At 72.9% G+C, this 26,764-nt stretch carries 22 protein-coding genes and 9 pseudogenes; 13 read left to right on the top strand and 18 right to left on the bottom strand.

What is annotated here, in order from left to right; genetic code table 11:
- Positions 1-7: 7 nt before the first annotated feature.
- On the bottom strand, positions 8-1,453 hold the full coding sequence (locus tag UG55_RS12820) for an aminotransferase class V-fold PLP-dependent enzyme (protein ID WP_066067485.1): 1,446 nt from the start codon (positions 1,451-1,453) through the stop codon (positions 8-10).
- 56 nt (positions 1,454-1,509) lie between these two features.
- On the opposite strand from UG55_RS12820, the gene UG55_RS12825 reads away from it, so the two are divergent.
- The gene (locus UG55_RS12825; RefSeq protein WP_083986733.1) at positions 1,510-2,607 is read left to right on the top strand and encodes a 2-dehydropantoate 2-reductase; all 1,098 of its coding nucleotides are present in this window, start codon (positions 1,510-1,512) and stop codon (positions 2,605-2,607) included.
- 75 nt (positions 2,608-2,682) lie between these two features.
- Here UG55_RS12825 and UG55_RS12830 read toward each other — a convergent pair whose 3' ends face one another.
- From UG55_RS12830 to UG55_RS36340, 7 genes and pseudogenes are all read right to left on the bottom strand, one after another.
- Positions 2,683-3,966 carry an L-2-hydroxyglutarate oxidase gene (locus UG55_RS12830; RefSeq protein ID WP_066067491.1) on the bottom strand — a complete coding sequence of 428 codons (1,284 nt, stop codon included), beginning with the start codon at positions 3,964-3,966 and terminating at the stop codon, positions 2,683-2,685.
- A gap of 206 nt (positions 3,967-4,172) precedes the next feature.
- Positions 4,173-4,422 (bottom strand): glycoside hydrolase family 15 protein (locus UG55_RS36315; protein ID WP_242424255.1); only part of this gene is annotated, 250 nt, incomplete at its 5' end.
- Between the two features lies 1 nt (position 4,423).
- Positions 4,424-4,576 (bottom strand): annotated as a pseudogene (locus tag UG55_RS36320) (glycoside hydrolase family 15 protein); the annotation flags it as partial.
- A 1-nt stretch (position 4,577) separates the two neighbouring features.
- Positions 4,578-5,249, bottom strand: a pseudogene (locus UG55_RS36325) (glycoside hydrolase family 15 protein); the annotation flags it as partial.
- A gap of 1 nt (position 5,250) precedes the next feature.
- A pseudogene (locus tag UG55_RS45335) lies at positions 5,251-5,734 on the bottom strand (glycoside hydrolase family 15 protein); the annotation flags it as partial.
- Position 5,735: 1 nt separating this feature from the next.
- Positions 5,736-5,783 (bottom strand): annotated as a pseudogene (locus tag UG55_RS36335) (hypothetical protein); the annotation flags it as partial.
- 1 nt (position 5,784) lies between these two features.
- Positions 5,785-6,062: pseudogene (locus UG55_RS36340) on the bottom strand (trehalase-like domain-containing protein); the annotation flags it as partial.
- Between the two features lie 216 nt (positions 6,063-6,278).
- On the opposite strand from UG55_RS36340, the gene UG55_RS12840 reads away from it, so the two are divergent.
- A complete protein-coding gene (locus UG55_RS12840) occupies positions 6,279-6,680 on the top strand; it encodes a hypothetical protein (RefSeq protein WP_066067496.1) in 402 nt (133 codons plus the stop codon).
- On the opposite strand, the gene UG55_RS12845 is transcribed toward UG55_RS12840, so the two are convergent.
- A complete protein-coding gene (locus UG55_RS12845) occupies positions 6,664-7,335 on the bottom strand; it encodes a PGPGW domain-containing protein (RefSeq protein WP_242424256.1) in 672 nt (223 codons plus the stop codon). The two genes, UG55_RS12840 and UG55_RS12845, sit on opposite strands and share 17 nt — an antisense overlap.
- Before the next feature lie 538 nt (positions 7,336-7,873).
- Here UG55_RS12845 and UG55_RS12850 point away from each other — a divergent pair.
- From UG55_RS12850 to fabI, 5 genes and pseudogenes are all read left to right on the top strand, one after another.
- On the top strand, positions 7,874-8,356 hold the full coding sequence (locus tag UG55_RS12850; RefSeq protein WP_066067499.1) for a cation:proton antiporter regulatory subunit: 483 nt from the start codon (positions 7,874-7,876) through the stop codon (positions 8,354-8,356).
- A gap of 29 nt (positions 8,357-8,385) precedes the next feature.
- Positions 8,386-8,831: cation:proton antiporter (locus UG55_RS36345; RefSeq protein WP_242424257.1), on the top strand; the 446-nt coding region annotated here is incomplete at its 3' end.
- A gap of 1 nt (position 8,832) precedes the next feature.
- A pseudogene (locus tag UG55_RS36350) lies at positions 8,833-9,087 on the top strand (cation:proton antiporter); the annotation flags it as partial.
- Position 9,088: 1 nt separating this feature from the next.
- A pseudogene (locus tag UG55_RS36355) lies at positions 9,089-9,600 on the top strand (cation:proton antiporter); the annotation flags it as partial.
- Between the two features lie 67 nt (positions 9,601-9,667).
- The gene (fabI, locus tag UG55_RS12860) at positions 9,668-10,441 is read left to right on the top strand and encodes an enoyl-ACP reductase FabI (RefSeq protein ID WP_066067505.1); all 774 of its coding nucleotides are present in this window, start codon (positions 9,668-9,670) and stop codon (positions 10,439-10,441) included.
- A 184-nt stretch (positions 10,442-10,625) separates the two neighbouring features.
- Here fabI and UG55_RS12865 read toward each other — a convergent pair whose 3' ends face one another.
- The 4 genes and pseudogenes from UG55_RS12865 to UG55_RS36365 form a co-directional block, all read right to left on the bottom strand.
- The gene (locus tag UG55_RS12865; RefSeq protein ID WP_083986734.1) at positions 10,626-11,351 is read right to left on the bottom strand and encodes a DUF5701 family protein; all 726 of its coding nucleotides are present in this window, start codon (positions 11,349-11,351) and stop codon (positions 10,626-10,628) included.
- Between the two features lie 166 nt (positions 11,352-11,517).
- A complete protein-coding gene (locus UG55_RS12870) occupies positions 11,518-14,427 on the bottom strand; it encodes a pyruvate dehydrogenase (protein ID WP_128422964.1) in 2,910 nt (969 codons plus the stop codon).
- A gap of 12 nt (positions 14,428-14,439) precedes the next feature.
- Positions 14,440-14,638: pseudogene (locus UG55_RS36360) on the bottom strand (DUF167 domain-containing protein); the annotation flags it as partial.
- A 1-nt stretch (position 14,639) separates the two neighbouring features.
- Positions 14,640-14,796, bottom strand: a pseudogene (locus UG55_RS36365) (DUF167 domain-containing protein); the annotation flags it as partial.
- A gap of 48 nt (positions 14,797-14,844) precedes the next feature.
- On the opposite strand from UG55_RS36365, the gene fabG reads away from it, so the two are divergent.
- The 4 genes from fabG to UG55_RS12895 all read left to right on the top strand — a co-directional run bounded on the left by fabG (position 14,845) and on the right by UG55_RS12895 (position 18,076).
- The gene (gene fabG, locus UG55_RS12880) at positions 14,845-15,561 is read left to right on the top strand and encodes a 3-oxoacyl-ACP reductase FabG (RefSeq protein ID WP_066067511.1); all 717 of its coding nucleotides are present in this window, start codon (positions 14,845-14,847) and stop codon (positions 15,559-15,561) included.
- A gap of 222 nt (positions 15,562-15,783) precedes the next feature.
- Positions 15,784-16,089 carry a hypothetical protein gene (locus UG55_RS12885; RefSeq protein WP_066067729.1) on the top strand — a complete coding sequence of 102 codons (306 nt, stop codon included), beginning with the start codon at positions 15,784-15,786 and terminating at the stop codon, positions 16,087-16,089.
- Between the two features lie 112 nt (positions 16,090-16,201).
- Positions 16,202-17,542: a ferrochelatase gene (locus tag UG55_RS12890; protein WP_396230885.1), complete on the top strand. Its 1,341-nt coding sequence runs from the start codon at positions 16,202-16,204 to the stop codon at positions 17,540-17,542.
- An 18-nt stretch (positions 17,543-17,560) separates the two neighbouring features.
- The gene (locus tag UG55_RS12895) at positions 17,561-18,076 is read left to right on the top strand and encodes a DUF3090 family protein (protein WP_066067513.1); all 516 of its coding nucleotides are present in this window, start codon (positions 17,561-17,563) and stop codon (positions 18,074-18,076) included.
- 37 nt (positions 18,077-18,113) lie between these two features.
- On the opposite strand, the gene UG55_RS12900 is transcribed toward UG55_RS12895, so the two are convergent.
- The 4 genes from UG55_RS12900 to UG55_RS12915 form a co-directional block, all read right to left on the bottom strand.
- On the bottom strand, positions 18,114-19,448 hold the full coding sequence (locus tag UG55_RS12900; protein ID WP_242424258.1) for an HNH endonuclease signature motif containing protein: 1,335 nt from the start codon (positions 19,446-19,448) through the stop codon (positions 18,114-18,116).
- Positions 19,449-19,662: 214 nt separating this feature from the next.
- A complete protein-coding gene (locus UG55_RS12905) occupies positions 19,663-20,430 on the bottom strand; it encodes a hypothetical protein (RefSeq protein ID WP_066067737.1) in 768 nt (255 codons plus the stop codon).
- A 388-nt stretch (positions 20,431-20,818) separates the two neighbouring features.
- On the bottom strand, positions 20,819-21,994 hold the full coding sequence (locus UG55_RS12910) for a glycosyltransferase (protein ID WP_066067518.1): 1,176 nt from the start codon (positions 21,992-21,994) through the stop codon (positions 20,819-20,821).
- Positions 21,991-23,244, bottom strand: a complete 1,254-nt coding sequence (locus tag UG55_RS12915; protein WP_083986750.1) for a glycosyltransferase family 1 protein — start codon at positions 23,242-23,244, stop codon at positions 21,991-21,993. Before UG55_RS12915 ends, UG55_RS12910 begins: the two co-directional genes overlap by 4 nt.
- A 315-nt stretch (positions 23,245-23,559) precedes the next feature.
- Here UG55_RS12915 and UG55_RS12920 point away from each other — a divergent pair, with 315 nt between their 5' ends.
- Together UG55_RS12920 and UG55_RS12925 are read left to right on the top strand one after the other, a co-directional pair.
- On the top strand, positions 23,560-24,072 hold the full coding sequence (locus UG55_RS12920) for a DUF3099 domain-containing protein (RefSeq protein WP_128422966.1): 513 nt from the start codon (positions 23,560-23,562) through the stop codon (positions 24,070-24,072).
- Positions 24,073-24,082: 10 nt separating this feature from the next.
- Positions 24,083-25,264 carry a CaiB/BaiF CoA-transferase family protein gene (locus UG55_RS12925; RefSeq protein WP_066067742.1) on the top strand — a complete coding sequence of 394 codons (1,182 nt, stop codon included), beginning with the start codon at positions 24,083-24,085 and terminating at the stop codon, positions 25,262-25,264.
- 78 nt (positions 25,265-25,342) lie between these two features.
- On the opposite strand, the gene pucL is transcribed toward UG55_RS12925, so the two are convergent.
- Entirely contained in the window at positions 25,343-26,251 is a 909-nt protein-coding gene (gene pucL, locus UG55_RS12930; protein WP_066067520.1) for a factor-independent urate hydroxylase, read from the bottom strand.
- Positions 26,252-26,764: the final 513 nt, after the last annotated feature.

A 26,764-nucleotide genomic window follows, 5' to 3' on the forward strand; every position in this document is an offset into this window, starting at 1 on the left:
GCGCGACTCAGGTCGGAAGACTCCCAGGACGCCCCCATCGTTCCAGGGCCGCGGCGAGCTGACCGATCTCGTCCGGCGTGGTATCCACGTGGCCGCTGACGCGCAGCACGGGGCCGGTGAGTTCCGGTGCCCGGCCGACCGGGATCGGGCTGGTGAGGATCCGGGCCTCGACGTACAGCGCCTGGGCGGTGCGCAGCGGGTCGGCGCCCGCCGGCGGACGCAGTGTCACGATCCCGCAGGGCGAGTCGGCGTCCTCCCCGAGGCGCCAACCCGCCACGCCGTCCAGCGTCCGGCGCGCGTACCGGGCGAGGTCCGCGATTCGGGCGCGCATCCCGGCGAGATCCTCGGCGAGCAGCTCCGAAAGAGCGGTGGCCAGCCCGACCCGGCTCGCGATCGCCGCCTCACCGACCGCCAGCCGGGCCAGGCCGGCCAACGGCCGCACAGTGGGGCCGGAGGGCCGTCCCGGCCCCACTGCCAGTCCCGGCCCGACTGCCAGTCCCGGCCCGACTGCCAGTCCCGGCCCGACTGCGGGCCCCGCCGCCCGCCCGGGCGGCACCGGGCACAGATCCGTCTGCCACAGATCCACCGGATACGCCGAGTGCAGGCTCGGAGCACCCACACCGAGCCGGTCGACGATCTCCCGGCGCACCGCGACGAAACCCGCGCCGCGGGGGCCGCACAGCCACTTACGCGACGTGCCGACCCAGGCGGCCGCCGCGATCCCGGCCACGTCGACCTGGCCAAGCGACTGGGCGACATCAAGCACCAGATCCACCCCGGCCGCCGCGCAGCGGGCCGCCACCTCGGCGGCCGGCTGCACGACCCCGCGCTGGCTCGGAACATGCGGGAAGGTGGCCAGGGTCAGATCCTCCAGGCCGACGGTCCCGACACCCGCCGTGGACGGCCCGCCGGCGCCCGGCGGGCGCAGTCCTTCCCGGTCAAGGCGGTCGACGTCGATACGGCCCAGCCGGTCGACGGGGAACTCGACGAGCTCAAGCCCGTCCCGGGCGGCCCGGGCGGCCAGCAGCAGCAGGTTGGCGCCGTAGTCCCCGGGAACGAAGCCGACCCGGGACCCGGGCGGCAGCGGCCACGCGGCCAACAGCCCGCCGAAGGCGGCCGTGGCCGAGTGCTGGAAGACGACGTCGTCCGCGGTGAGCCCCGATCCCAGCAGCTCGGCTAGCCGGGAACGCGCCGCGGCCAGCAGCTCGGCTGCCTCCAGCTCCGCCACGTAGGCGCCGACCTGGCTCTCCCGCCGCAGATGGTCGGTCTGGGCGGCCAGGGTGGCGATGCTCGGCCGGCCCGCGGCGGCCGAGTCCAGGTGGACGACGTCCGCCTCCCCCCGGGCGGCGCGCCAGCGGCGGCCGAGGTCCGCCCGAGCGACGCGCGGCCGGCCGTCGCCCGGGGCGGCGGTCCAGGTGTCCGCGGTGCTCGGTGTACCCGGACCGTGATCCATGAGGTCAGTGTCGCATCGTCTGACCGGCCGCGGGGCCGAGCTGGCAGGCTCGCCCCATGGACCCGTCCCGCACCGATCATCGGGCTGCTGACGTGTCAGCGGACCCGCCCGACCGGGACGCCGCGGTGTTCCGGGGACGGCCGGGCCGCCCCGCCGCCGCCCCCGGCCCGCCCGGCGGCCCGGCGGCCCAGGACCCGGGGCGGTCAGGCTGGTCGCCGGAGCGGTCGGGACCGCCCGCCGGAAGGAAGGCGCCCGCGCCGCCGCGGATAGCGGTGATCGGGGGCGGCGCCGTCGGGTCGTATCTGGCCGCACGGGCCGGCCAGGCCGGCGCCGAGGTGCTCCTGTGCGTCCGCCGGGGCGGCTTCGACCGGATCCGCGTGGAAAGCATGCCGACCGGGAGCACCGTCGAGGTTCCGGTGCGGCTGCTCACGGAGCCCGCGCAGTTGGACCAGCCGGTGGACTGGCTGGTGGTCGCCACCAAGGCACACCAGACCCCCGGCGCGCGGGGCTGGCTGCGGGCGGCGCTCGGCAACGGCCGGGACGTCGGCGTCGTCGTCGCCCAGAACGGTGTCCGCCAGGCCGACCGGGTCTGCCCACCGATGCCCCGCGACGCGGTCCTGCCGGCCGTGGTCTACATCAATGCCGAGCTGCCCGAACCGGGGGTGGTTCGGCACCTGGCCTACGGTGTGCTGCAGGTGCCGGACAGCGGGCTCGGCACGAGCTTCGCCCAGGTGCTGCCGCCGGGCGACGTCCGCCTCGTCGACGACTTCGCCACGGCCGCGTGGTCCAAGCTCCTCAGCAACAGCGCGGCGAACTCGCTGACCGCGCTCGTCGGCCGCGGCCTGGAGGTGCTCGCCCGCCCCGACCTGGCCGAGCTCGCCCTCGCCGTGATGCGCGAGACCGCCGCGGTCGGCCGGGCCGACGGCGCGCGGATACCCGCGGACGCTCCCGAACGGACGCTGGAACGGCTCCGCCACCAGCCGGCCGGCGCGGGCACCTCGATGCTGCGCGACCGGCTGGCGGGGCGCCCGCTGGAACACGACGCGCTGATCGGCGCGGTGGTCCGCATCGGTGCGTCGGCCGGCGTGGCGACCCCGACCTGCGCCGCGCTGCTGCCTCTGCTCGCCGCGGTCAACCAGGACCCGGACGCCTGAACGGCGCACGCGATGCCCGGCCCCCGCGGGCCGCTTCGGCCGGGCGCCGGGCGCCGGGATGCCGGGTGCCGGATGTCAGGAGGCGCGTTCCGGCACCACGTCGGCCACGATGTGCTCGGCGATCGCCAGCGAGGCGGTGGCACCCGGTGACGGGGCGTTGCGCACGTGGACGACCCGTCCGCTGAACGCGAGAACGAAGTCGTCGACCAGGCTGCCGTCCCGCGCGACCGCCTGCGCCCGGACTCCGGCCGGCCCGCGCACCACGTCGGCCGCCCGCAGCTCGGGGACGTAGCGCCGCGCCTCGGCGACGAAGGCCCGCTTGCTCGCGGTGCGCAGCATCTCCTTGGCGCCGGTGCGCCAGTGCGTCTTGGCCATCCGGTGGAAGCCCGGCCAGGAAAGGGTCTGCCGCAGGTCACCCCGGTCGAGGGTGCCCACGGTGTAGCCCTCCCGGGCGGTGGCGAGCACCGCGTTCGGGCCGACCAGGATCTCCCCGTCCACCCGCTTGGTCAGGTGGATGCCCAGGAACGGGTACCGAGGATCCGGCACCGGGTAGATCAGCCCGCGCACCAGGCTCCGCCGCTCGGGCCGCAGCAGCCAGTAGTCCCCGCGGAAGGGGATGATCCGCGGCGAGCTGTCCTCACCGGTGAGCGCGGCGACCTCGTCGGAGTGCAGCCCGGCGCAGGAGATCAGCAGGTCGAACGGGCCGACCGACTCCGAGACCGTCTCGACCAGCCCACCGTTGCCGGCGACCGTGCGACGGGTGCCGTTCGGCCGGATCGCGGCGCTGCCCCGCACCCGCACCCGCAGCCGCACACCCGCCGTCCCGTCCTCCACACCGATGACCTCCGCGCCGGTGCGTACCGAGCCGCCGGCGTCGAGGATGTCCGCGCGCAGGGCCCGGGCGACCGCCGGGTAGTCGACGATGGCCGTGGTGGGGGAGTGCAGCGCGGCGACGCCCCGGGCGTGCGGCTCGATCGCGCGCAGCTCGGCGGCGTCGAGCATGCGGGTGTCCGGCACGCCGTTGGCGGTCGCGCGGGAGGCGATGTCGGCGAGCCGCTCCAGCTCGCTGTCGTCGACGGCGACGACGACCTTGCCGCACTCCTCGTAGCGGATGCCGCGCGACTCGCAGTACTCCCGCAGCAAGCCCACTCCCCGCCGGCACAGAGTGGCCTTCAGCGAGCCGGGCTTGTAGTACAGGCCGGCGTGGACCACACCGCTGTTGCGCCCGGTCTGGTGCTGGGCGACGTCCTGCTCCTTCTCGAACACGGTGACCGTCGATCCGGGCATGACCTGCCCGAGCCGGCGGGCCACCGCCAGCCCCAGAATCCCGCCGCCGATGACCGCGATCCGTTCCGCCACCCGTGCCGCCTCCGCTCTACCTCAGCCACCACTCACCGCCGGGCTGCCATCCGGCCCGGGTCGTTCGCCGCGCCCGGTCGGCCGGGCCAGGGCCGGGCGACCCGGTCCAGTATCCCGGTTCGGCCATCCCGCGCAGGCCCCGCCCACCGTGCCGCGTTCCACCGGCCGCTCGAGCCGGCCTGAGCGGCCGGCTCCGCCTTCCGGGATCAGCCGAAGAAGTGGCCCGGCGGGTGCGCCCGGTCGGCGCGCGAGCGGGGCCGCCCCCGCAGCGCCTCGGTGAGCGTTCGCGCGGTGTTCACCAGCGGGACGTGGCTGAACGCCTGCGGGAAGTTACCGGTCATCCGTCCCAGCTTCGGGTCGTACTCCTCCGCCAGCAGGCCCACGTCGTTGCGCAGCGCCAGCAGGCGCTCGAACAGCTCCTGGGCCTCGTGGACCCGGCCGGACAGCGCGTAGTTGNCGGCGAGCCAGAAGGTGCAGGCGAGGAACGCTCCCTCGCCGGCGGGCAGCCCGTCCACGGCGCCGTCGGCGGCGGTCGGGTACCGCATCACGAACCCGTCCTCCATCAGCTCCCGCTCGATCGCGGCGACGGTGCCGACCACCCGGGGGTCGGNCGCGGGCAGGAAACCGACCAGCGACATGTAGAGCAGTGCGGCGTCCAGTTCCTTCGAGCCGTAGAACTGGGTGAACGTGTTCCGGTCGCTGTCGAAGCCGCGGGCGCACACCTCGTGGTGGATCTCGTCGCGCAGCGCGGACCAGCGGTCCACCGGCCCGGGCAGCCCCGACTCGATGATCCCGCGGACGGCCCGGTCCGCGGCGACCCAGGCCATGACCTTCGAGTGGACGAAGTGCCGGCGCGGCCCGCGCACCTCCCAGATGCCCTCGTCGGTCTTGCGCCAGCCGGTCTCCAGGAAGTCCATGAGCTTGGTCTGCAGCGGCCACGAGTCGTCCCGGCCGTCGTCCTCGGGGACGTAGATCCCGGAGTGGAACAGATCGCGTGCGGAACCGGGCCGGCGGTTGGCGACCGCCACCCGGGCCACGTGCAGGGCGTCCAGGACCTCGCCGTAGACGTCCAGCTGAAACTGGTCGACGGCGGCGTTGCCCACCCGGACGGGGGAGGAGTTCTCATAGCCCGGCAGCCACGGGACCTCGTACTCGGGCAGTCGGCGCTCGCCCGCGACCCCGTACATGATCTGCACCCGGGAGGGGTCGCCGGCCACCGCCCGCAGCAGCCACTCCCGCCAGGCGGTCGCCTCGCTGGTGAAGCCCGCGTCCAGCAGGGCCAGNAGGGTGATGGTGGCGTCGCGCAGCCAGCAGTAGCGGTAGTCCCAGTTGCGCACCCCACCGATGTGCTCAGGCAGTGAGGTGGTGACCGCCGCGACGATGCCCCCGGTCGGGGCGTAGGTGAGCGCCTTCAGCGTGATCAGCGACCGGCGCACGGCCGGCTGCCACTGGCCGTCGTAGGTGCACCCGGCCATCCAGTCGGACCACCACGCCTCGGTCTGGCTGATCATCCGCCGGATGTCCTGCGGCGCGGGCGCCGGCTCGTGCGAAGGCCGCCAGGTCAGCGAGAACGGGACGGACTGCCCGGCCGACACGCTGAACTCGGCGTAGGTGGCCATGTCGTGCCCCTCCATCGGGGCGGTGGTCCACAGCGTCACCGAGTCCGGGCCGGCGATCGCGGCGACGGAGTGCTCGTCGAGGCGGCGGACCCAGGGCACGATCGAGCCGTAGTCGAACCGGAAGCGCGTCTCGGACCGCATCCGCACACNGCCCTGCAGGCACTCCACCAGCCGCAGGACCACATGCGCGCCGGCGCGNGGGAACATCGCGTCGATGATCCGGACGGTGCCCGACGCCGTGGTCATGTCGGTCTCCAGCACCAGGGTGTCACCACGATAGCGCCGGCTGATCCCGAGCACCGGCTCCACCGGCGCGATCTTCCAGTGGCCGGACTCGTTGTCGCCGAGCAGCGCGGCGAAGCAGGCCGGAGAGTCGAACCGAGGGAGGCAGAGCCAGTCGATCGAGCCGTCGCGCGAGACGAGCGCCGCCGAGTGAGTGTCGCCTATCAGCGCGTAGTCCTCAATCAGGGATGGCACGGCTTGTTCTCTCCTACCTCGGGTCGGTACCTCGGATGTCTGACGATCGTGGACGGGTCACACCAGGTGGGGACCGACTGGTCGCCCGTGCTGCGCCGCACAAGGCCGTTCACCTTACGGACCCGTCGGGAGGAATACGTTGGGTGTCCCGGAGTCCGTATCCACGACACACCCACCGGACCAGAATTCGTGCCCCGCCGTGACAGGAACCGCCTGATGACGACGTCCTCCCGTCCGCACTGGACCCGCGAGACCCTGGCCTACCTGGCCGATCCGCGCCGCCGCACGGCGGTGGTCGCGGGCACGCTGGCGACCATCGGACTGGTTGTCTTCGGGGTTTACGCCGTCGTGGGCGGGCCGCCACCGAAGGTGGAGGCAGTGGTCTACTTCGACCCGGCCGCGACCGCGGCCGAGAAGGACGCCGTCCGCGCGGCCTGCCCGACCGTCGGGAACGCGGTCCAGCAGCCGCGCGACACGAACGGCCTGGCGACCAGCCGCGTCTATCCGCTGCGCTACGACATCTCGCGGGCCTCCTCGGCCGACCGGGCGGCGATCTACCGCTGCGTGCAGGGTCAGCCGAAGGTGGTGGGCATGAGCGAGTTCACCCAGGGCGAGTAGCCCCGCCGTCGGAGCGCGTGCCCGGCGCGGGCAGCCGTGCCGGCGTGGGCGGGCGGTCCGCAGGGGGCAGGGGCACCGCAGGGGGCAGCGGCTCCGCAGGGGGCAGCGGCTCCGCCATGTCGGGCCGGGCGGGCCCGAGGCCCGCCGGGTCCCCGGCCGGTCCGGGTCGGTGCTCGTGCCCGTGCCCGCCCTGCCCGTCGTGTTCGTGCTGGCGCTGCTCCAGCAGCTCGGCGGGCGTCGGCAGGCCGGCGTTGCGTGCCTGCCGGGCCTGCCACAGGCTCACGATCATGGTGGTCAGCACCACCAGTCCGGAGAAGACGAGACTGCCCCCGGACCACGGCGATGACGCGGGCAGCGTGTCGACCACGATCCAGGCGACGCCGGCGGCGATCATGCCGAGCCCGAAGACGATGGTGAACGCGCTGGACCAGGCGTTGGCGGCGGCCTGGTCCGCGAGATCGGCTGCCTTCTGACGCGCCTGTTCGAACCGGTGCCGGGCCCATTCGTATTCGAGGCTGAGAATGAAGAACCCGAGCGCGATGATGAGGAAACCGGGCCCGGGCAGCGCCAGCATCGCGACGCCGAGCCCGAGAACCGCGACACCCAGCAGGGTCAGGACGATCCGTCGGACCAGCCGGGCGCTTCGATTGAGCACGATGTCGTCTTCCCGGCCCGGGTCACGGGCCTGCGTCTCACGCCCGCTCGCGGGCCCCTGCTCGGTGGCTCTGCTCGGCGGCCCCGGTCGGTGGGCTTCGCTCCGCCCGGCACCCGGTGACCGGGCGCCCACCCACCCCGGGCCGAGGTCCCCGGGCCGGTTCGGACAACCGCTGCTGACTCCATCCTGCCTGGTGACAGTGGGTTCCAACCGCAGTCTGCGGGATCGGGCACCGCGGGTACAACGGGAAACCCTGTCGGGATCACGTCAGTAGTCGGGGTGTTGCCGGCCGCAGACTGCCAGGCACGCCGGACCGGCGGATCCAACCGGGCTAATGTGACCGCAGGCGGAACCGGGGACGCGGCGCCTGCGTCAACCATGGCGAGCCTCTCCCGGGATGTCACCGGGAACCGCGGACGCCTTGAACATCGCGGATGTCCGGCGTAAGGGTGATGGGTGCCAGGTCCGCTGGCCGTGCGTCGCCCCGGCGCCGGGCCTCTCCCTGGAGCCCCACGTCAGTGCCGACGGAGGATGTGAAGTGGACGTCGAGGAGACCCCGCTGCCCGGAATCGGGCTGCGGCACGACTTCAGTACCCGTTCGGGCCGTCGGCTTGGTGTGGTGACTCGTCACGACGGGCGTCGTGACCTGGTCATCTACGATGCGGAGGATCCGGACGCGTCGCGTGAGTCGATCACGCTGACCCCCGAGGAAGGGGACGTGCTCTCGGAGCTGCTGGGCGCTCCGCACATCGTGGAGAAGCTCGCGGACATCTCGCGGGCTTTCGCCGGGCTGGTGGGTGAGCAGATCGAGATCGCCGCCGGTTCGCCGTACGCGCACCGGGCCCTCGGCGACACCCAGGCCCGCACCCGCACCGGCGCGTCCATCGTCGCCGTGGTCCGGGACCATGAGGTCCTCGCCTCACCACGCCCGAACTTCCGCTTCAAAGCGGGCGACGTGGTGGTCGTCGTGGGTACACCGGAGAACACTGCGGCTGTCGCCCGGCTGTTGCGCGACGGCTGACAGGGACGGGAAGGAGCGATCGCACTCCAGTGCACGACACCGCGACGACCTTCCTGGAACTGGGCGCCGTCCTTTTCGTGCTGGGGGTTCTCGGCCACTTCGCGTCGAGATTCAGCATTTCGCCGATCCCGCTCTACCTCGTCGCCGGCCTCGCCTTCGGGCACGGCGGCCTGTTGCCGCTCGGCGCGAGTGAGGAGTTCGTCGAGATCGGCGCCGAGATCGGCGTCATCCTCCTGTTGCTGACCCTCGGGCTCGAGTACACCGCCGAGGAGCTCCTGCACGGCCTGCGCGGACAGGCCCCCGCCGGGGCACTCGACCTGACGGTGAACGCCGTGCCCGGGGTGGCCGCGGCGCTCCTGCTCGGATGGGGACCGCTGGCGGCGGTGGTCATGGGCGGCGTGACCGCGATCTCGTCGTCGGGGATCATCGCCAAGGTCCTCGGTGACCTCGGCCGGATCGGTAACCGGGAGACACCNGTGGTGCTCTCCGTGCTGGTCCTCGAAGACCTCGCCATGGCCGCCTACCTGCCGGTGCTCACCGCGCTGCTGGCCCACCACAGCCTGGCCCGTGGATCGCTCACCGTGGCGGTTGCCCTCGGCGCCCTCGTGCTTGTCCTGTACATCGCGCTGCGGCACAGCGACAAGGTCACCCTGCTGGTCTACAGCCTGCGCGCCGACCGCAACGACGAGGTGCTGCTGCTGCGCTCGCTGGGGCTGACCCTGTTCGTCGCCNGGATCGCGCAGCGGATGCAGGTCTCGGCCGCCGTCGGCGCGTTCCTGGTCGGCATCGCCCTGTCCGGCCCGGTCGCGGAGGGGGCGCGGGAGGTGCTGACGCCACTGCGTGACCTGTTCGCGGCGGTCTTCTTCGTGGTCTTCGGTCTGCAGACCGACCCGGAGGAGATCCCGCCGGCGCTGCTCGCCGCCTCCCTGCTCGCCGTGGCCGGCGTGATCACGAAGGTCGCCACGGGCTGGTGGGCGGCGCGGCGCGCCGGAATCGCGACGATGGGTCGCTACCGGGCCGGCGCCGCGCTCGTGGCCCGCGGTGAGTTCTCCATCGTCATCGCCGGGCTCGCCGTCGCCGCGGGCGTGAACCCCCGCCTCGGCCCGCTGGCCGCCTGCTACGTCCTGTTGATGGCGGTACTCGGCCCGCTGGCCGCCCGCTTCGTGGAGCCGGCCGTGCGCACCGTCCGTCGCCGGACTCAGGCGCGCGGAGCGCCGGGGCCGGCGGACTCCCGGGTCCGCTGACGCCCCGGACACGAATCCCCGCCCCGGTGGCGGGAATCGCCCGCGATGTTTGGCAGGATGACGCTCCATGAGTGGACTTCTCGACGGCAAACGCGTTCTCGTCACCGGTGTCCTGACCGAGGCGTCCATCGCCTTCAGCGTTGCCCGCATCGCCCAGGAGCAGGGCGCTTCGGTGGTGCTGACCGGGTTCGGCCGCGGCCTGTCGCTCACCCGCCGCATCGCGCGCCGGCTGCCGACCGAAGCTCCGGTCGTCGAACTCGACGTGACCGACGAGGAGCACCTCGCCGGCCTCGCCGCCAAGGTCCTCGAACACGTGGACGGGCTCGACGGCGTGCTGCACGCGATCGGCTTCGCCCCCGAGTCCGTGCTGGGCGGCAAGCCGTTCGTCGAGGCGGCCTGGTCCGAGGTGGGCACCGCCCTGCAGGTGTCCACCTGGTCCATCGCGTCACTGACCCGGGCGACCCTGCCGCTGTTCGGCGAGCGGGCCAGCGTCGTCGGGCTGGACTTCGACGCCTCGGTCGCCTGGCCGTCCTACGACTGGATGGGTGTGGCCAAGGCCGGTCTCGCCTCCGCCACCCGCTACCTGGCACGTGACCTCGGCCCGCGCGGGGTCCGGGTCAACCTGGTCTCCGCGGGACCGCTGCGCACCATGGCAGCCAAGAGCATCCCTGGTTTCGGGCAGTTCGAGGAGGTCTGGGGCGTCCGCGCGCCACTCGGCTGGGACATCCAGGACACGACGCCGGCCGCGCAGGCGTGCGTCGCGTTGCTGTCGGACTGGTTTCCCGCGACGACCGGAGAGATCGTGCACGTCGACGGCGGCTTCCACGCGGTGGGCGCCTGACGTTCCGCCCGCAGGTGACCGTGGGGGGCGGTCCGCGGGCGGGGCGCGCGGCCGGCCTGGTGCGCGGGCCCGCCCCGGGGAGGGGCCCGCGTTCCAGATCAGTGTGGGTCATTCCGGTTCAGACCAGCCCGGCTGGTCCGGGTCGGACTGGCTGGGGCGGGTCGGACTGGGCCGGAACTGGTGTTCAGGCGTGCCTGGCGGCGGCGGACGCGGTACCAAGCCAGGTGTGCGGGTTTCCCTCCCAGCACCAGCCCAGCTTCGGCGCCCGGCCGGAGATCCACATCGCCGGCACCCGGCGGTCACCCCGCCGCGACCCGGAAAGCATGAAGCAGTTGTTCTTCTCCAGGATCTCCGGATGGTGGGTGACCACGGCGATCCCCTCATGGATAGTCAGCGGTGTGCGTCCCCGTTCCAGGATCGCGGGCAGCGCGTCCGCCGGACGGATGCCGCGGAACTCCTCTCCGCGTTCGATGTCGGTCAGCAGATACACCCCCGCGTGGGGCAGGTTCAGGACGGGCAGCGGCCGGTAAGGGGCGAGGCCGTCCTCGCCGTGGTTGCGGTCGACGGTCCCGGCGTCGGCCCGGCCGGCGAGAGTGAGCAGCGGCACGATCTCCTCGGCCCGGACGAGCTCCCCCGAAACGACCAGGACGAATGGCAGCCAGGATCGGGTGGCGGCTCGGAAGGGGCCGGGCACGGCGGCATGGGCCACGGTCCGCAGCGGCTCGCAGAGCGCCTCGAAGTCCGCGGCCTCCATACCCGCCAGTGCCGGGTACCCCAACCGCACCAGGCTCGCCACCTGCCTGTTGAACGCCTGGTCGAGCGGATTGACCCAGGTCGTGGATCCCTCCACGCCCGGGTCGACGGCGGCGTTTCGCGCGGCGGTGATCAACGTCGCGGCGCGGCTCGGCATGCGGCATCCCCTCGGTTTCCCTGGACGGTCGTTGGCGGTGTGCGACCACCGGTTACGGGCGCGAAATCCGTGCCCGTAACTGGATGTCCCACCCTCAACGCCGTGCGTTCCCGCCGGGTTCCAGTAGTTGTCGGGACGGGCAGGCACGGAAAGGGGTGGCGCGACGTCAGCCGGTGGCAGCCTCGTCGATCAGGTCGAGAGCGGCGCCGACAATGGTCGTCAGGTCCACCGGTACCCGCCCACCCGGGGAACCTCCGGCACCGGCGCGAGGTGCGAGCGCGGCGCTCGGCGGGACGGCGGGCGGGGCGGGCACAGCCGAGCCGAGTGTCGTGATGTGCTGCCCGTGCACCCCGGCGAGGAAGCCCAGGACACGGGGGTCGCCGTCCACGACTGTCAGCAACGGTCCGCGCCGGCCGGGCGGGAACAGCTCGGAGAGGATCGCGTCGTTCGCGTCGGACAGGCCCCGCCGCGCCTGCAGCGCTTCGAACAGCAGGTCGGGAGACGTCACGCAGACGACCCCGATCTCCCGCCGCAGCCCGGCACTGAGCTCGTCGGCGGCGCGTAGCACCTCCGGCATGACCGCTCCCATGCCGACCAGCGTCAGCGGTGCCGACGGCTCACCGTCGCGCAGCCGGTAGCCCCCGGCCAGCACGGCTGCCCGCCGCCGCCACCAGGCACCGGGGTCGGCGGGGTCGGTGGGCAGGCCGGCCAGCCGCTGGTCGATCGGACGCGCGCTCAGCCTGATCAGGCTGGAGGCCCCGTCGATCCGCCCGAGCCGGCCGAGCGCGTCGAGCAGGCACCAGACCAGGTCCTGCGCGAAGGCAGGCTCCCAGCAGACCACACCCGGGACGGCGACCAGGCCGTGGCGCCACCCGCCCGGACGGGCCGGATCCACCCCGGTGTCAGCCACCGCGAGCAGCGAACGCCCGTCGTCGGAAGCGCTGCCCGCCCACCCCGGCAGCATCGGCGGCACCGCCAGCTCGTCGGCGACACCGATCGGCAACAGCGGCAGCCCGAGCCTGCTCCACGCGACGCCGAGCGAAGCCAGCACGCCGCCGAACGCCGTCGCGGACAGGCCACCGGCGACATGGCGCCCGCCGGCGCCGCCCCGCGGGTCGAGCGGCGCGGGCCTGGTTGGGTCCCGTCCGCTGTCGTCCGTCGCGGCGTCGATCCAACCGCTCAGCACATGGTCCGCGTCGCGGGTCGAGATCGTCACGACCGCCGCGGCCGCGGCAGGCGCCAACGAGGGCAGCTCGCGCAGCGTCGTACCGAAGATCTCCTGGGTTGACCGGGGGCCCGGGTAGCCGTGCCCGGTGTCCACCGGCACGGCCGCCACCGGGGTGACGGTCAGTGGTGAGCGGTCGAGGTAGCTCGCGACATGCCGCGCGAGCCTGCCCGCCGGGGAGTCCGCGGGCAGCGGCTCGGCTGGCCGCCTGTCCGGCCGCGGTACCAACTCGTGGCCGGGTGACAGCCCACCGGACCCGACGACCGCCCCTGACTCGGCCTGGCCCGAACCGGCGGCCACGGCCGGTGCGCTCGTCGACGGCGGATAGCTCGTGGACGGCGAATGGCTCGCCGGAACCCCGGTGCCGGCAGCCGCGTTCTCGTCGGCCGGCGGTCGTGCCGGCCCGGGCAGCGGACCGGTGTAGGCGAACAGAACGGTGGGGCGGTCCGCTGCCACCTCGTCGAACGCGTCGATGATCAGTGGCAGGTCGTGGCCGCCCAGATCGCGCAGCGCCTCGTGGATCTGCTGGTCGGTCAGCCCGTCGAGCAGGCGGCCCACCCCGACCCCGGCCGCACCTGGCCCAGCGAGCCGGCGCCGCAGTTCGGCTCCGTCCAACCGCAACAGGGACAGGTACTCGGCGGGTGGCATCGCGTCCAGCCGGGCGCGCAGCGCCGCCCCGCCCGGCAGGCGGAACAACCCGGCGAGACGCCGGCCGTACCGCAGCGTCAGAACCTGCCATCCGGCGGCTTCGAACATTCTCGCTGCCCGTGCCGGCGGACCGACGCCGCCCGGTTGACCGAGAGGAGTGCTGCCCGGCCCGCCGGACACCCCCTCCGCGGAACGTGGGTCCACGGAGGGCCCGCCGGTGGGAACGGTGCCGGTGACCAGAACCACCCAGAACAGCTCCCCGAGGTGGGAGACCCGCTCGTCGGTGACGGCCTCCCAGACCGTGGAGTCGCGAAGCTCCGCGAAGTCGATGATGCAGATCTGCCGTCCGTGCGACGCCCGGTCGAAGCGCTCACCCGCGAAGCGGCCGGCCAGCGCCGACCAGATCGTCCCGGTCGGCCCGACGTTCCCCGCCCCGGTCGCCCGCGGTGACCGGCGAACCGTGACACTCCCGGCCCCGGCCCCGGGTGGCATCCGCGCCGGAGGTCGGTACGGCGCCGCCTTGGCCTCGCCGACCTGCACGCCGATACCCGCGTGGTCCCGCGGCGAGGACAGGCCGTCATCGGGCACCGGGGTGGCTTCGTCGGCCACCGGCGTGGCTTCGTCGAGGGCTGACCGTAGAACCTGGTGGGCCGCGCCGAGAAGGGGCCCGGCATGGGGCGTGACGGACACCCTGTCCTCGGCCCGTAACGTGTCGAACCACAGAGCCGTGGCGATCGTCGACGCTGCCGCACACATCGCGCGGTCGGCATCGGCTCCGCGCGGGCCCCGCGCGCCCGTCGCCACGGCGTGGTCTATGCCCGCCGCGGCGAGCGCGCGCAGCCGGTTCTCGACCGCCGTGAGCGCGTGCAGGTCGAGCACGCCGCCGGGCGGTCCGGGAACGACCTCGCTGGTCGGGGACGCCGCCGAGACGGCCTGGGCGGTGCCGGTGGGCAACGACTCGGCAAAGTCGTCATGGGCTGGAGGGGGAGTGCCAGCGCCACTGCGCGGCCAGGCCGCGCCGTCCTCGGCACCTGCCCCCTCACGGCCCGAGCCGGCCGAGCCGGCCGAAGCGGTCGAAGTGGTCGAAGTGTCCGAACCCACGGCTCCTACCGGCTCAGCGGTCAGCTCGTGACGTCCCCCCTGGCCGTGCGCGTGCTCACCGGTCCGGATGTCCGTGCTGCGCAAACCCCGTCTCCGTCCCATCGCGTCGACGAACTACCGGGAGTCCAGACGTGCGGTCAGGGTGGAATGTTGCGCGAGCTCCGCGAGCCGGGCCATGATCATGTTTTCCGCCGCGTCCACCTCCACGAATTTCACCCTTCCGATCGAGCGGATCAGCTGGACATCAGCCCGCCGTACCCCGAGTGCCTCCGCCAGCGCACGCAGCGCGGCCTCGTTCGCGCGTCCCTCCACCNCGGGCTCCCGAACGCGCACAACCAGCAGTTGACCATGGACGGGGTCGGATGTGGTCGGTCCCACAGCTGTCCGGTCGGCCGCGGGACGAACCCGGATCGCAATGCGCACCCGGCTATCGTCCCTGACCGGCCGATGACGGGTGCGGGTGAGTGTCATGGGCGCCAGGTGCACCTTGCCCACCGTCCGCAGACTACGATCCCGGCCATGGTCGAGAATGAAGGTCGAGTAGCACTGGTGACGGGCGGTAACCGTGGGATCGGCGCCGCCTGCGCAGCGGCGCTCGCCGCCTCGGGTGACCGCGTCGCGGTGGCGAGCCGCAGCGGCGAGGCGCCTGCCGGCCTGCTCGGCGTCCGCCTCGACGTCACAAGCGCGGACAGTGTCGACAAGGCCTTCGCCGAGGTCGAAGCCGAACTCGGGCCCGTCGAGATCGTCGTGTCCAACGCCGGTGTCGTCCGCGACACCCTCCTGCTGACGATGTCCGAGGATGCGTTCCAGGATGTCGTCGACACCAACCTGCTCGGGGCCTACCGGGTGGCGAAGCGCGCGTCCAGGTCGATGATCCGGCGGCGGTCCGGCAGGCTGATCTTCATTTCGTCGGTGGTGGGGCTCTCCGGCGGCCCGGGTCAGTCGAACTACGCCGCCTCGAAGGCGGGTCTGGTCGGCTTTGCTCGTTCCCTGGCCCGCGAGCTCGGCGGGCGCGGAATCACTTCGAACGTGATCGCGCCCGGGCCGATCCGCACCGATATGACGGACGCGCTGACCGACGCCCAGCGTGACTATCTCGTATCGCACACTCCCGCCGGTCGGATGGGTGAGCCTGCCGAGGTCGCGGCGGCGGTGGTGTTCCTCGCCTCGCTCGGTGCCGCCTACGTCAACGGGGCCGTGATCCCGGTCGACGGCGGTGCCGGGATGGGTCACTGACAGCTGGCTCCGGCGCCGACAGCTGGCTCCGGCGCCGCTCGGGGGACTCTCATCGCCGGCGGTTGAGGTTGGGCGTGGTCGCTGATCAGCGTGGTCGGCGCGGTCAGCGGTCGACGCGACCGGCAGGATGGGCCACCGTGGGAGCGGGCAGGGTGGCCGGGTGTGTCGCTGCCACCGGTGTGGCGTGCCCGGCGCCGCACGGCCCGCTCGGAGGTGGCGGCGATGAGCATGATCAGGGTGGAGCCGCGGGGCGGAAGCGGCTACGAGGTGGAGGTCGCCGAGGAAGCGGCTCCCGGGGTGAACGGGCGTACGTTCTCCTTCCGCGTAACAGTGGACGATGCGGTGATCGCGGCGCTGGAACTGGACCCCGAGGACAACGCGGCGCTTGCCGCGCTGGTTCGGGAGTCCTTCGGCTACCTGCTTGCCCGTGAGCCGGCGACCTCGATCCTTCCGGCCTTCGACCTGTCGACAATCTCCCGGTACTTTCCGACATATCTCGAGGAGATCCGGGAGCGAGTTCCGCGCTGACAGGATCTGGTCCAGGCGTCCCCGCGAGAAGACCGTCNTCCAACGGAGGGGCGGCTGGCCGAACGGATGCCTCCGTGGGAACACCGGGCCAGGCGGGAAGGGAAGGGCCACAGTGACGATCAACATGCGCGCTGACGGCCAGGGGACCGAGGTGGACGCGCTGCTCCTCGTCTCCTTCGGAGGACCGGAGAGCCCTGAGGACGTTCTGCCGTTTCTGCGCAACGTCACCCGGGGCCGTGACGTGCCCGAGGAACGCCTCGCCGAGGTCGCCGCCCATTATGATCACTTCGGCGGGCGGAGCCCGATCAACGACCAGAACCGTGCGTTGTTGGCCGCGCTGCGCAGGCGCCTCGCCCCCATGCCCGTCTACTGGGGTAACCGGAACTGGGCGCCGTACATCTCCGACGCGGTCGCCCACATGCGGGCGGATGGTGTGCGGCGGGCGGCCTGCTTCGTGACAGCCGCGTTCGCCTCCTATTCGGGCTGCCGACAGTACCGCGAGGACCTCGCCGCGGCGCTTCGACAGACCGGTCCCGGTGCACCAGACCTGATCAAGCTACGCCTGTTCTTCGATCATCCGGGGTTTGTCGAACCGATGGTCGACCACTGCGTGCGGGCGATCGAGGCGCTGCCCACCGAGGCCCGGGATGCCGCCCGGTTGGTTTTCACCGCTCACGCACTCCCGCTGGCCCAGGCGATCGCGAGCGGGCCGGATGGCGGAGCCTACGAACGCCAGCTGCGGGCGGCCGCCGCGGTGATCGCTGCCGGGGTCCACACAAGGATGGGGCGTCGGCATTCCTGGCAGCTTGCTTACTGCAGCCGCAGCGGCCCGCCCGCCGTGCGCTGGCTGGAGCCGGATGTGAACGACGCGTTGGCAGCACTCGCGGCGGGCGGTGAGAAGGCCGCGGTGATCGTGCCCGTCGGCTTTGTCAGCGATCACATGGAGGTTGTCTACGATCTTGATGTCGAGGCCGTGGCTACCGCCCGCCGGCACGGCTTGGCCGTGGTGCGGGCAGGCACGGTCGGGACGGACCCGCGCTTCGTCGACATGGTCGCGGATCTTGTGGCGGAGCGGCAACGCCCCGGATGGGAACGGCGTGCCCTCAGCGATGAGGGTCCCGCGCACGATGTCTGCCCCCTGCACTGCTGCGATCCGGAGCGACCGTCGACGGTCGACGGGTGGCGGTCCCAGGGCGCGGGAAGGACGAGGACTGCCGCGGAGACGGGCACTCGTGCGCACGGTCGGGCGGGTGTGAGGCGCCCGGCGGCCGCCGGGGTCCCAGCGGACCTGCGTGGACGTGGGCCGGGGAGTTCCGGGCTGGCGGGGCGTGAGCCTGTCAGGCAGAGCGAGGACAGGGGGTCCCGGGATGGTGGGCCCCGCGATGAAGCGACGATACTGGTGGAGGAGCGGGCAAGCGCATCGCGGCCCGACTCGAATCCCGCAGGCGAATAAGACGGAGCGATCCGAGACATGCAGCGATTTGTGTTCGACCCGCCGGAGCGGTTCGTGGTCGGAACCGTCGGGCAGCCCGGGGACCGTTCGTTCTTTCTGCAGGCGGCGGCGCGCGGGCAGCTCGTCACGGTGGGGCTGGAGAAGACCGAGGTGACCGCGCTGGCGGAAGGGCTGACCGCCCTGCTCGGCCAGGTGGGTCAGACCCAGGGAATCCCGCTTCCCACCGCCGCCGAGGTCGAGGTCGACCTCGCGCCACTGGACGCGCCGTTCGAGGAGGACTTCCACCTGGGCCAGCTCACCGTGTCGTGGGACGGTCACCGGGTGTTCGTCGAGGCCGCAGGCATGTCAGCCGGGGAGACCCGGGCATCCGAAGGCGAGAGCGAGGTCGACTCGCTCCGCGTTGGTCTCTCGATCGAGCAGACCAAGGCCTTCATCGAGCGGGCCCGCAGCATCGTCGCGGCCGGCCGGCCGCCGTGTGTGCTGTGTGGCCGCCCGGACGACCCCGCCGGGCACTTCTGCCCGCGGCTGAACTAATCGATCAGCCTGCTCCCACACGGTCCAGCCGCGAGGATCACGGCGGCCGGCTGGCGGCGGACGGCATCTCGGTCGTTACGTTTTCGTGATCGCGGTATGAATGTGGCTCGACGATGAACACCGTCCCCGTGGGGCTCGTCCAGACGAAGACCCCCGCCTGTGGTTGGACGACCGACCAGCCCTGGCGATGGCGTACCCGGTGGTGGCGGGTGCACATCGGGCCGAGGTTGGATGTGATCGTGGCGCCGCCGTGCGCGTAGGGAACGGTGTGGTCGATGTCGGCACGGCGTGAGGGACGAGCGCAGTGCGGAAAGACGCAGGTGCGGTTGCGTGCGCGGACATGACGTTGCTGCGCCGCGGTGGGAAACCGGCGGTCGGCGATCTCGACGAGATGCCCGTTGGGGTCGGTGAGGAGCCTGCGCCAGGTCGAGCCCTGGCGGGCACCCATCTCGCGTGCGATCTGGGCGGGCACCGGCCCCGCGCCGGGGATCTCCCCGGGTTCCGTGCTCAGCCCCAGCAGGGTGCCGACCGGAACCACGACCTGGACCTCGACCGGGACCGGGGAGGCATGCTCAGCCCGTCCGAGCACCAGGTCCACGAGCACGTCGGCGCGGATCTCGTCGCGGCTACGGTCGTCGCCTTCGGGACGCCGGGAGGCTATGGTCCCGGCGACCTGGTCGATGCGCTGGTAGCAGGCCGCGGCTTCGTCGGTGGGGAGCAGCGCTGTCAGCCTGCTGACTCCGTCGTTGTCGGCGGCCAGCCGGACATGCCGGTCGTGGCGCCGCCGCTTCGCCCGCGTTCCTGCCCCGTCGGGGTCGAGGTTGTGGACGGCGCGCCTGCAGGCGGAGGTGAAGGAAGCCCGGTGCGCTCGTGGCCCGCCGGCGAGTACCTGCGCTTCGACCTGTTCGGCGACCTGATCGTCCAGTGGGCGGATGGCGTTCGCCAGCGACTCGAGCCGTGGCAGATCCAGGGCGCCCGCCTCCAGGGCATCTAACGCGTTGGGAAGCCGTCCGGCGACGGTCTGCGCGAAGATTAACTGCCCTGTCGCCGACTGGGTGGAGACGCCGAGCGCCGCCGCCACCAGCTCTGGCGCATCCGTATGGAGGATTCCCGCCGGGTCCTGTACAGCGGCTGGGTAAAGATCCGACAACTGCGCCAGCAGGCGCAACAGCAGGGCGTTGCTCCGGGAGACCATCGCCACCGCCGACCGTACCCCGCCCAGCAACATCATGATCGGCGTCAGCGCGGCCGACGTTCCCTCCATGCGCGCGGAGACATCCCCGTCCGGGACGCTGGCATCCGCACCCGCGTCTGTTGTCCGCTCGGCGGAGGCATCTGGACTCTCCCCGCCTGGATTCTGTGCCGTACTCATGGGCTGCCTCGCCTGGTCGCACCTGCGCTCGAGTACCGGCTCGAAGACTAGGTGCCATACGGCGTCCAGAATCGCCAGCCAGCCAGGAGGCCACATCGAGTACCGCCGGTCCTACCGAGGCACCGGCACACTCCTCTGCCCCCCGGCCCCGGCCCCGGCCCCGGCCCCGACCCCCGACGACCCCCGACCCCGGCGGTGTCGGCCCCGCCGGCGCTCAACGAATGGCGTAGGCGGGATCGAACGCGTCGTAGGCCGCCTCGTATGCGCGGCGCACCGCCGCCGACAGGCCCCGCAGCACGTCCGAGCGCCGGCTGACCTCGCTCGCGGTGACAGCGGCACCGTCATCGAGCGCGGCGAGTCCCAGCAGGTCCGCGAGTCGCTCGGCCCGGGCCAGCAGGGCGTGCGCATTCGGCGGATACCCGGGGCCGAGGCCCGGCCCGGGCTCGGGCTCGCCCCGATCTCGCAGCAGCGCGAGCACATGAGGCCGGGCGCTGGCGATGTCCAGGTCGACGAGGGCCGCGGTGGTCTGCCTGATCGCGACCGAGAGCTCGTGGTCGGCGGCGCGCAGCCCGGAGGGTGGCGGCGGCACCCGCCCGGCGCGGAGCACACGCCAGTGGATGGACTCCAGCCCGCCCTCGACGGCGGGGCCGTGCACGACGACGGAGGGCACGAGTGCCAGCGGCGGGGTCGGCCCGATCACCACCAGTGCCTCACCGGCCGTGAGCGCGTCCTGGTTCACGTCGGACGGCCCGGGGAGGCTGCTGACATCGCCGGGGACCGGCAGCACGAGGCGCATCCGCACCGCACCGGCGCGGCGCAGGGCGCCGAGGCCCAGCACCAGCGGCTCCTCGCCGAGCGTATGCGGCGCAACCCCGCCCATCGCCTCGTGTACCCGGGTGATCACGTCGTCGAGGCCGACGAGTCCGGCCAGCCAGGCATTGCCCCACCCGGCGAGGACGCCGGAACGCGGGGACGCGGGCATGTCGGCAAGCACATGCCTACCGTAGGGAATTCACCGGCCCGACGAGGTGTCGAGTCGCCGGAAACCGTGGTTTCTTCCTGGCGGGTCCCGCCGGACGGCCCGGGCGTGACCCGCGAGCCAGGGAATCCCGACCGTGGCGACCCACCAGACATGGTCCGTACGGACCGGGATGCACCCGCTCGACGTCGAAGCTGGACCGGCGGCGGACCGCCGGATGCCGACCCAGGTCGACGACGAGCACACCGCGGTCCCGGCCGGCCGCGGCGTCGACCGCCGCGTTGAGGTGCCCGACACGTTCGGTGAGCAGCCGTCCCAAGGGGCCCGGAAGTGGCAGCAGACCAGCCGGTCACGGCAGTTTCGCGGCCAGGACGACCACCCCGTCGGCAGTTCAGGCGGCGAGCGGGCCGGACAGCGAGGTGGGCCGGGGACCGGCCGCCTCGGCGTGGTGACATCGCAGGAAGCCGGCGATGGTCGATTCCCAGGGGAACTGCTCCGCCCGCGCCCTCGCCGCCGCACGGCGGTGGTCCGGGTCGGCCGACAGCAGCTCCATGGCCGCGTCGGCGAAGGTGAACCCGGTTCCCGCCGCGCTCAGGCCGGCCGCCGCCCCGTCGGCTCCGGCCACCAGCTCCGCGAGCGCGCTGGCATGGTGGACGACCGGCGCGGTGCCGCTCGCCATCGCCTCCAGCGCGGCCAGCCCGAACGTCTCGATCGGTCCTGGGGCGAAGGCGAGGTCGGCCGAGGCGAGCAGGCCGGCGAGCCGGGCCGGATCGGCGACGAACCCGAGGAAGGTCACCGGCAGCCCGGCGGCCATTCGCTCCAGCCGACCGCGGCTGACGCCCTCCCCGGCGATCACCAGCCGGACCGGGACCCGCCGGCGCACCAGTTCGGCCGCCGCGGAAACCGCGATGTCGACCCGCTTTTCCGGCGACAGCCGGGTCGCCGCGACGATGAGGATCTCCCGGTCACGGGCGAACGCGCGCCGCAGAGTGCGGTCGTGATTGCCGGGAGTGAACCGGTCGAGCTCCACGCCGAGCGGCACCTGGCGCAGGTTCGGCGCACCGATCCGGACGAACTCCGTCGCGGCCCAGCCTGTCGTCGCGAGCACGGTGTCGAAGCCCGCCGCGAGCGCGCGGTTCGAGCGGTCGGCTGCCGCCCCGACCGGCAGGACGCCCCGCAGCGGTGCCGGCGTCCACAGCCCCAGCAGCCGGTCGAGCCGCTCGTGGCTGACGACGAGGGAGCGGACGCCCCGGCGGCGGGCCCATCGGCCCAGCGGGCGCAGGGTCGCGCGGTCGTGGACCTCGATCCGGTCGGCCCCGACCTTTTCGGCCACTGCCGCGACCCGCCGCGGGTCGGCGAGGATCCGATAGCCGGTGCGCGGCAGGAGCGGTGCCCGCAGGGTGATGATCCGGGCGTGCGGGGTGTGTTCCTCGCGGTCGGCGGCGCCGGGGATGATCTGCACAACCTCGTGACCGGCCGCGGTGTAGCCCGCGGCCAGATGCCGCAGGGTCGTCCGGATCCCACCCGAGGCCGGCGCGACGAAGCTCGCCGCCTGGACAATTTTCATCCTGGCCACCTGTCGGTCGTCATGGTCGTGGAGTCCTCCCGGCCCCGTCTGCCGTCCGTCCGGGTGAAGTCGGCCGGGGCGTGGCTGATCCGTGTACGGAGGATTCCGGGGTCGGCGGGACGTCCGCGATCCCGGCCCAGGCGGGCCGGCGGGCGGTGGCGCCGACCGGCTGTCGTGAGCCCGGTTCCCAGCACGTCGCGGTAGTGGCCGAGCAGCTCCTCGCCGATCGCGTGCCAGTCGCAGCCCGCCACCGACGCCCTCGCCGCCGTCGCGAGCCGGGTCCGCAGCCCGGTGTCCGCGACCAGGCGTCGGACCTCCCGGCGCAGGGAGACCGGGTCTCCCGGGGCGTAGTGCAGGCCGGTCCGCTCGTGCTCGATGAGGTCGAGCAGCCCCCCGGCCGCCGGGGCCACCACGGCGACCCCGCTCGCCTTCGCCTCCTGCGCGGCCTGGCAGAAGGTCTCGTGGACGCCGGTGTGCACGAAGACGTCCAGGCTCGCCACCGCGGCGGAGAGATCGGCGCCGGTGCGGAAGCCGAGAAAGACCGCTTCCGGCAGTGCCGCGGCGAGCGCCGGACGGCACGGCCCGTCGCCGACGACGACCAGCCGGGCCCCGGGCAGGCCGGCGACACCGGTCAGCAGCTCCACCCCCTTTTCCTTCGCGAGACGTCCGACGTACCCGACGAGGATCTCCCCGTTCGGCGCCAGCGTGCCCCGCAGCGTTTCGTCCCGGTGGTCGGGGTGGAACCGTTCGAGGTCGACGCCCCGGCTCCACCTGGCGACCCGCTGGACGCCTTCGGACAGCAGCGTGTCGACCGCGTCCCAGGACGGCGCCAGCGTGCGGCTGGCGAGCCGGTGGACGGTCGCCAGCCAGCGCCAGATCGTGCGCTCGGCCCCGGCCAGCCCGTATCGGGTGGCGAAGGCGGCGATGTCGGTCTGGTACACGGCGATGCTCGGCACCCCCAGCCGCCGTGCCGCGTACGCGGCCTGAGCTCCCAGGCCGGCCGGCGCGGCGAGGTGCACGATGTCCGGCCGGAACTCGCGCAGCGCGGCGGGCAGACCGGCCCACGGCGTCGCGAAGCGGAACTCGGGGTAGCCCGGCATCGGCGCGGACGGGCTCCACAGCACCGGGGTGCCCGCATAGCTGCGCGGCGCGGTGCGCCGGGCCGCCGGCGCCGGCGCGGGCGCGATGAGGAGGGCTTCGTGGCCGGTGTCGCGCAGATGTTCCAACACCCGGCACACGGAGTTCGTCACGCCGTCGATCTGAGGCAGGAACGACTCACTTACCACCGCGACTCGCACACGAGCACGGTCGCAGCGACCGACGCCCACCCGAGGACCACAATCCGTCCGCCGCGTAAACATTCGGACACGGCTTGGGGTGGCGGGAGCCCTTCCGGCGGCCGGTCGACGATGACCTCCGCGGGTGTCGGATCTCGCGGCGGGGATCGTTGTGCCGGACGTGTCCGGCTGGGCAGGATGTCAAGGAGCGAGTGACTGGCCCGTACCGGGGCCTGGCCGCGTCCGGCGGCCCGTGGCAGTGGCGTGTGTGGTCGATGTGAGCAGGCGATGGATGTGAAGTGGCGACGCGACGAGCCGATACTGATCACGTCGGCGGTTGAGGCCAGGCCGGAGGAGATCCGTCGTCGGGAGCGGCGCTACATCCTCACGATGTTGTTCCGGGTGGTCTGCTTCGTGCTGGCCGTCGTCGTCTTCTCCGGTTGGCTGCGCATCGTCGCGGTCGGCCTCGCCGTGATCCTGCCCTGGATCGCGGTGGTCGTCGCGAACGGCGGGCCACCGCAGTCCGCCCGCCGGCAGGCCGGCTTCGTCGAGAAGGACCCGGCGACGCCCGATCCACTCGTGCTGTCGGCGGGTCACACCATCGTCGACGCCGAGCCCGCCGAGCCCGCTGAGCCCGCCGGTCCTGCTGACAGCGCCGGGCCCGCCGACGCTGCCCGGATGGTCATCGACGCCGTCGTGCTCGCGTCGGTCGAGGCCGACCCGCAGGACGGATCCGGGGCGCCCACCGCGCGCGAAGCGGCCGCCGGTGAACCGCCTCCCGCGGAGGGCCCGCGGCGTTAGCCTGGCCTCCGTGCTTCCGCTTGAGGGTGTCACTGTCGTCAGCCTGGAACATGCCGTGGCCCTGCCGTTCGCGACCAGGCACCTGGCCGAGCTCGGCGCACGGGTGATCAAGGTGGAGCGGCCGGGTCGCGGGGATTTCGCCCGTGACTACGACCGTGCGGTGCGCGGCGGAATGTCCGCGCACTTCTCCTGGCTCAACCGCTCCAAGGAGTCGCTGACGCTGGACCTGAAGGTCCCGCGGGCCCGCGCCCTGCTCGACCGGCTGATCGAGGGCGCCGACGTCGTCGCGCAGAACCTCGGCCCGGGCGCCGCGGCGCGCCTCGGGCTGGATGCCGCGACGCTCGTCGAACGCCACCCGGCACTGGTCGCGGTGAACCTGTCCGGCTACGGGCCGACCGGTCCGTACCGGACGCGGAAGGCCTACGACATGCTCGTGCAGGCCGAGTCGGGCCTGATCGCGGTCACCGGGAGCCCGGACCGGCCGGCCAAGGCGGGCTTCGCCGCCGGCGACGTCGCGGCCGGCAGCTACGTCGCCCAGGCGGTGCTCGCCGCACTGCTGCGTCGGGCCCGTTCCGGGGAGGGCGCGGCCCTGGAGATCACCATGCTGGACGCGCTCACGGAGTGGATGGGTTACCCGCTGCAGACGGTGGAGCACACCGGCCAGGAGATGGCCCGGTCGGGGATCAGCCACCAGTCGATCGCACCCTACGACGCCTATCGGACGGCGGACGGTGACGAGGTGCTGATCGGTGTCCAGAACGACGGGGAGTGGCGTCGGCTGGCGGAGGGACCGCTCGGTCGGCCGGACCTCGTGACCGACCCCGAGTTCGCGACGAACCAGGCCCGGGTGCGTAACCGTGACCGGACCGACGCCGTGGTCGCCGCCGCCGTGGTGGGGCTGGGCACGGCCGAGCTGGAGGCGGGGCTGGACGCGGCCGGTATCGCCTACGCCAGGGTCAACGCGGTGGCGGAGGTGCTCACACATCCACAGCTGGCGGCCCGCGGGCGCTGGGTCGAGGTCGGCTCGCCGGTGGGGCCGGTGCGCCAGTCCCGTCCGGTGGTCGAGTTCCCCGGTGAGCAGGCCCGGCTGGGACCCGTGCCGGCGTTGGGCGAGCACACCGAGAGCATCCTTCGCGAGCTCGGCACCTCCGCCGCGGAGATCGCCGACCTGCGCGTGGCCGGGGCGGCCTGAGGCCTCCCGGCGCCGGCCTCCCACGCCCCGGCTCCCGTGCGGCGCACGCCTGGTCACGAGCCGGCCGGACGGCCGGGCTCAGCAGAAGCCCGGCGTTCCGTACCAGGCGACCGGGGCGGGCGGCACATCATCGCGCAGCACGGTGCCCTCGATGCGCCCGTAGGGACGGTCCGTGGCGACGTAGACGCAGTCCGGGTTGTCCAGGCCGAACGGTTCCAGGTCAACCAGGAAATGATGCTTGTTCGGCATCGACAGCCTGATCTCGGCGACTTCCGGAAACGCTGTGAGAACGGCCGTGCCCAGCTGGTGGAGGGTCTGCTGCAGGGCGAGACTGTGCAGGCTGGCGAACGTCTCCACCAGAACGCGGGGTATCTCCGCGGCCAGCCGGGCGAAATCCCGTCCGCTGGTCTCGGGCCCGACGCCGAGGTATCGCCAGCGGGCGGTCACCTCGGTGGCGAGGATCCGGTCGGACGTCTCGGCAAGCGTCGTGTACCGGTCTCGGGGGAATCCGTGGAACTCCGAGCCGGTCGTCTTGAGCACGACCAGACCGGCGAGTCCGGAGACGACATGGATGTCGTCTCCGTCGACGGTTACCACCGTCGTGCGGCTGCTTCCGCCCGACCGGACGAAGGAGTGGTCATGCCCGCGGCCGCCGACGTTGATCCGGTCCCAGGCGGACTGTTCGATCTCGATCCGTGCCCCGGTGATCCATTCATGGGTGGCGGTGAAATGCCGGCCGAGCCGGAGGGCGAACTGCTCGATCTCGCCGACCCCGCCTTCCCGGGCGAACGCGTACACGACGTTCTTCTGGGTGTCGGTGGCCAGCACGTGGCTGTTGTCGCCGCGGGTGTGGGCGGCGGCGAAGTCACCGCGCAGCGCCGTGGACACCGTCAGGTCGCTGATCAGGTGGGCCGGTGTGGACCGGTCGACGTGGACGAGGCGCACCTCGGCTTTGCCGTACTGGTTCGGTCCGAGAACGATGGCCATGCGCACCCTTCGTGGTCGAGGCGGTCGATCCGCCGCCCGGCGGGGCCCGTGGCCAGCTGAGCACCGTGGCCAGCTGAGCGCCGTGGCCCGGCTGACGCGTCGAGCGGGCCTCATTCTGACGGGCCCGACCGCGTCCGCCGGTTGTGGCGGTGTTTCCGTTCGGTTCGCTCATCCCAGCCTGACGTCGGCCGGCGGCGGTGGCCACCCCCACCCTCCGCCCGGCCGCCGGGAATTGTCGCGTCGCGTGCGTGTTGACGGGGCAGTGCCCGTTGGCCGGGCGGTGGCCGTTGGTGGGAGGGTGGCTGCCGGTGGGGCGTCCGGGATGTTCCCGGGATCCGGGCGGTCGGCGACTGAATTCTGCGATGGCACCAAAGTCCGACTGCACTGCGTATAAATTCTGGCACGCGCTGTGGCGAAGATTGTCTACTTGCGGACAAAATCGGTTCTGATTGCCATCCGGGTGGAGGTCGGCTTCTCCCTGGGGCGCAACGTCGGATATGAGTCGTGCGTCGT

This window comes from Frankia sp. EI5c, from assembly GCF_001636565.1.
Lineage (GTDB): Bacteria > Actinomycetota > Actinomycetes > Frankiales > Frankiaceae > Parafrankia.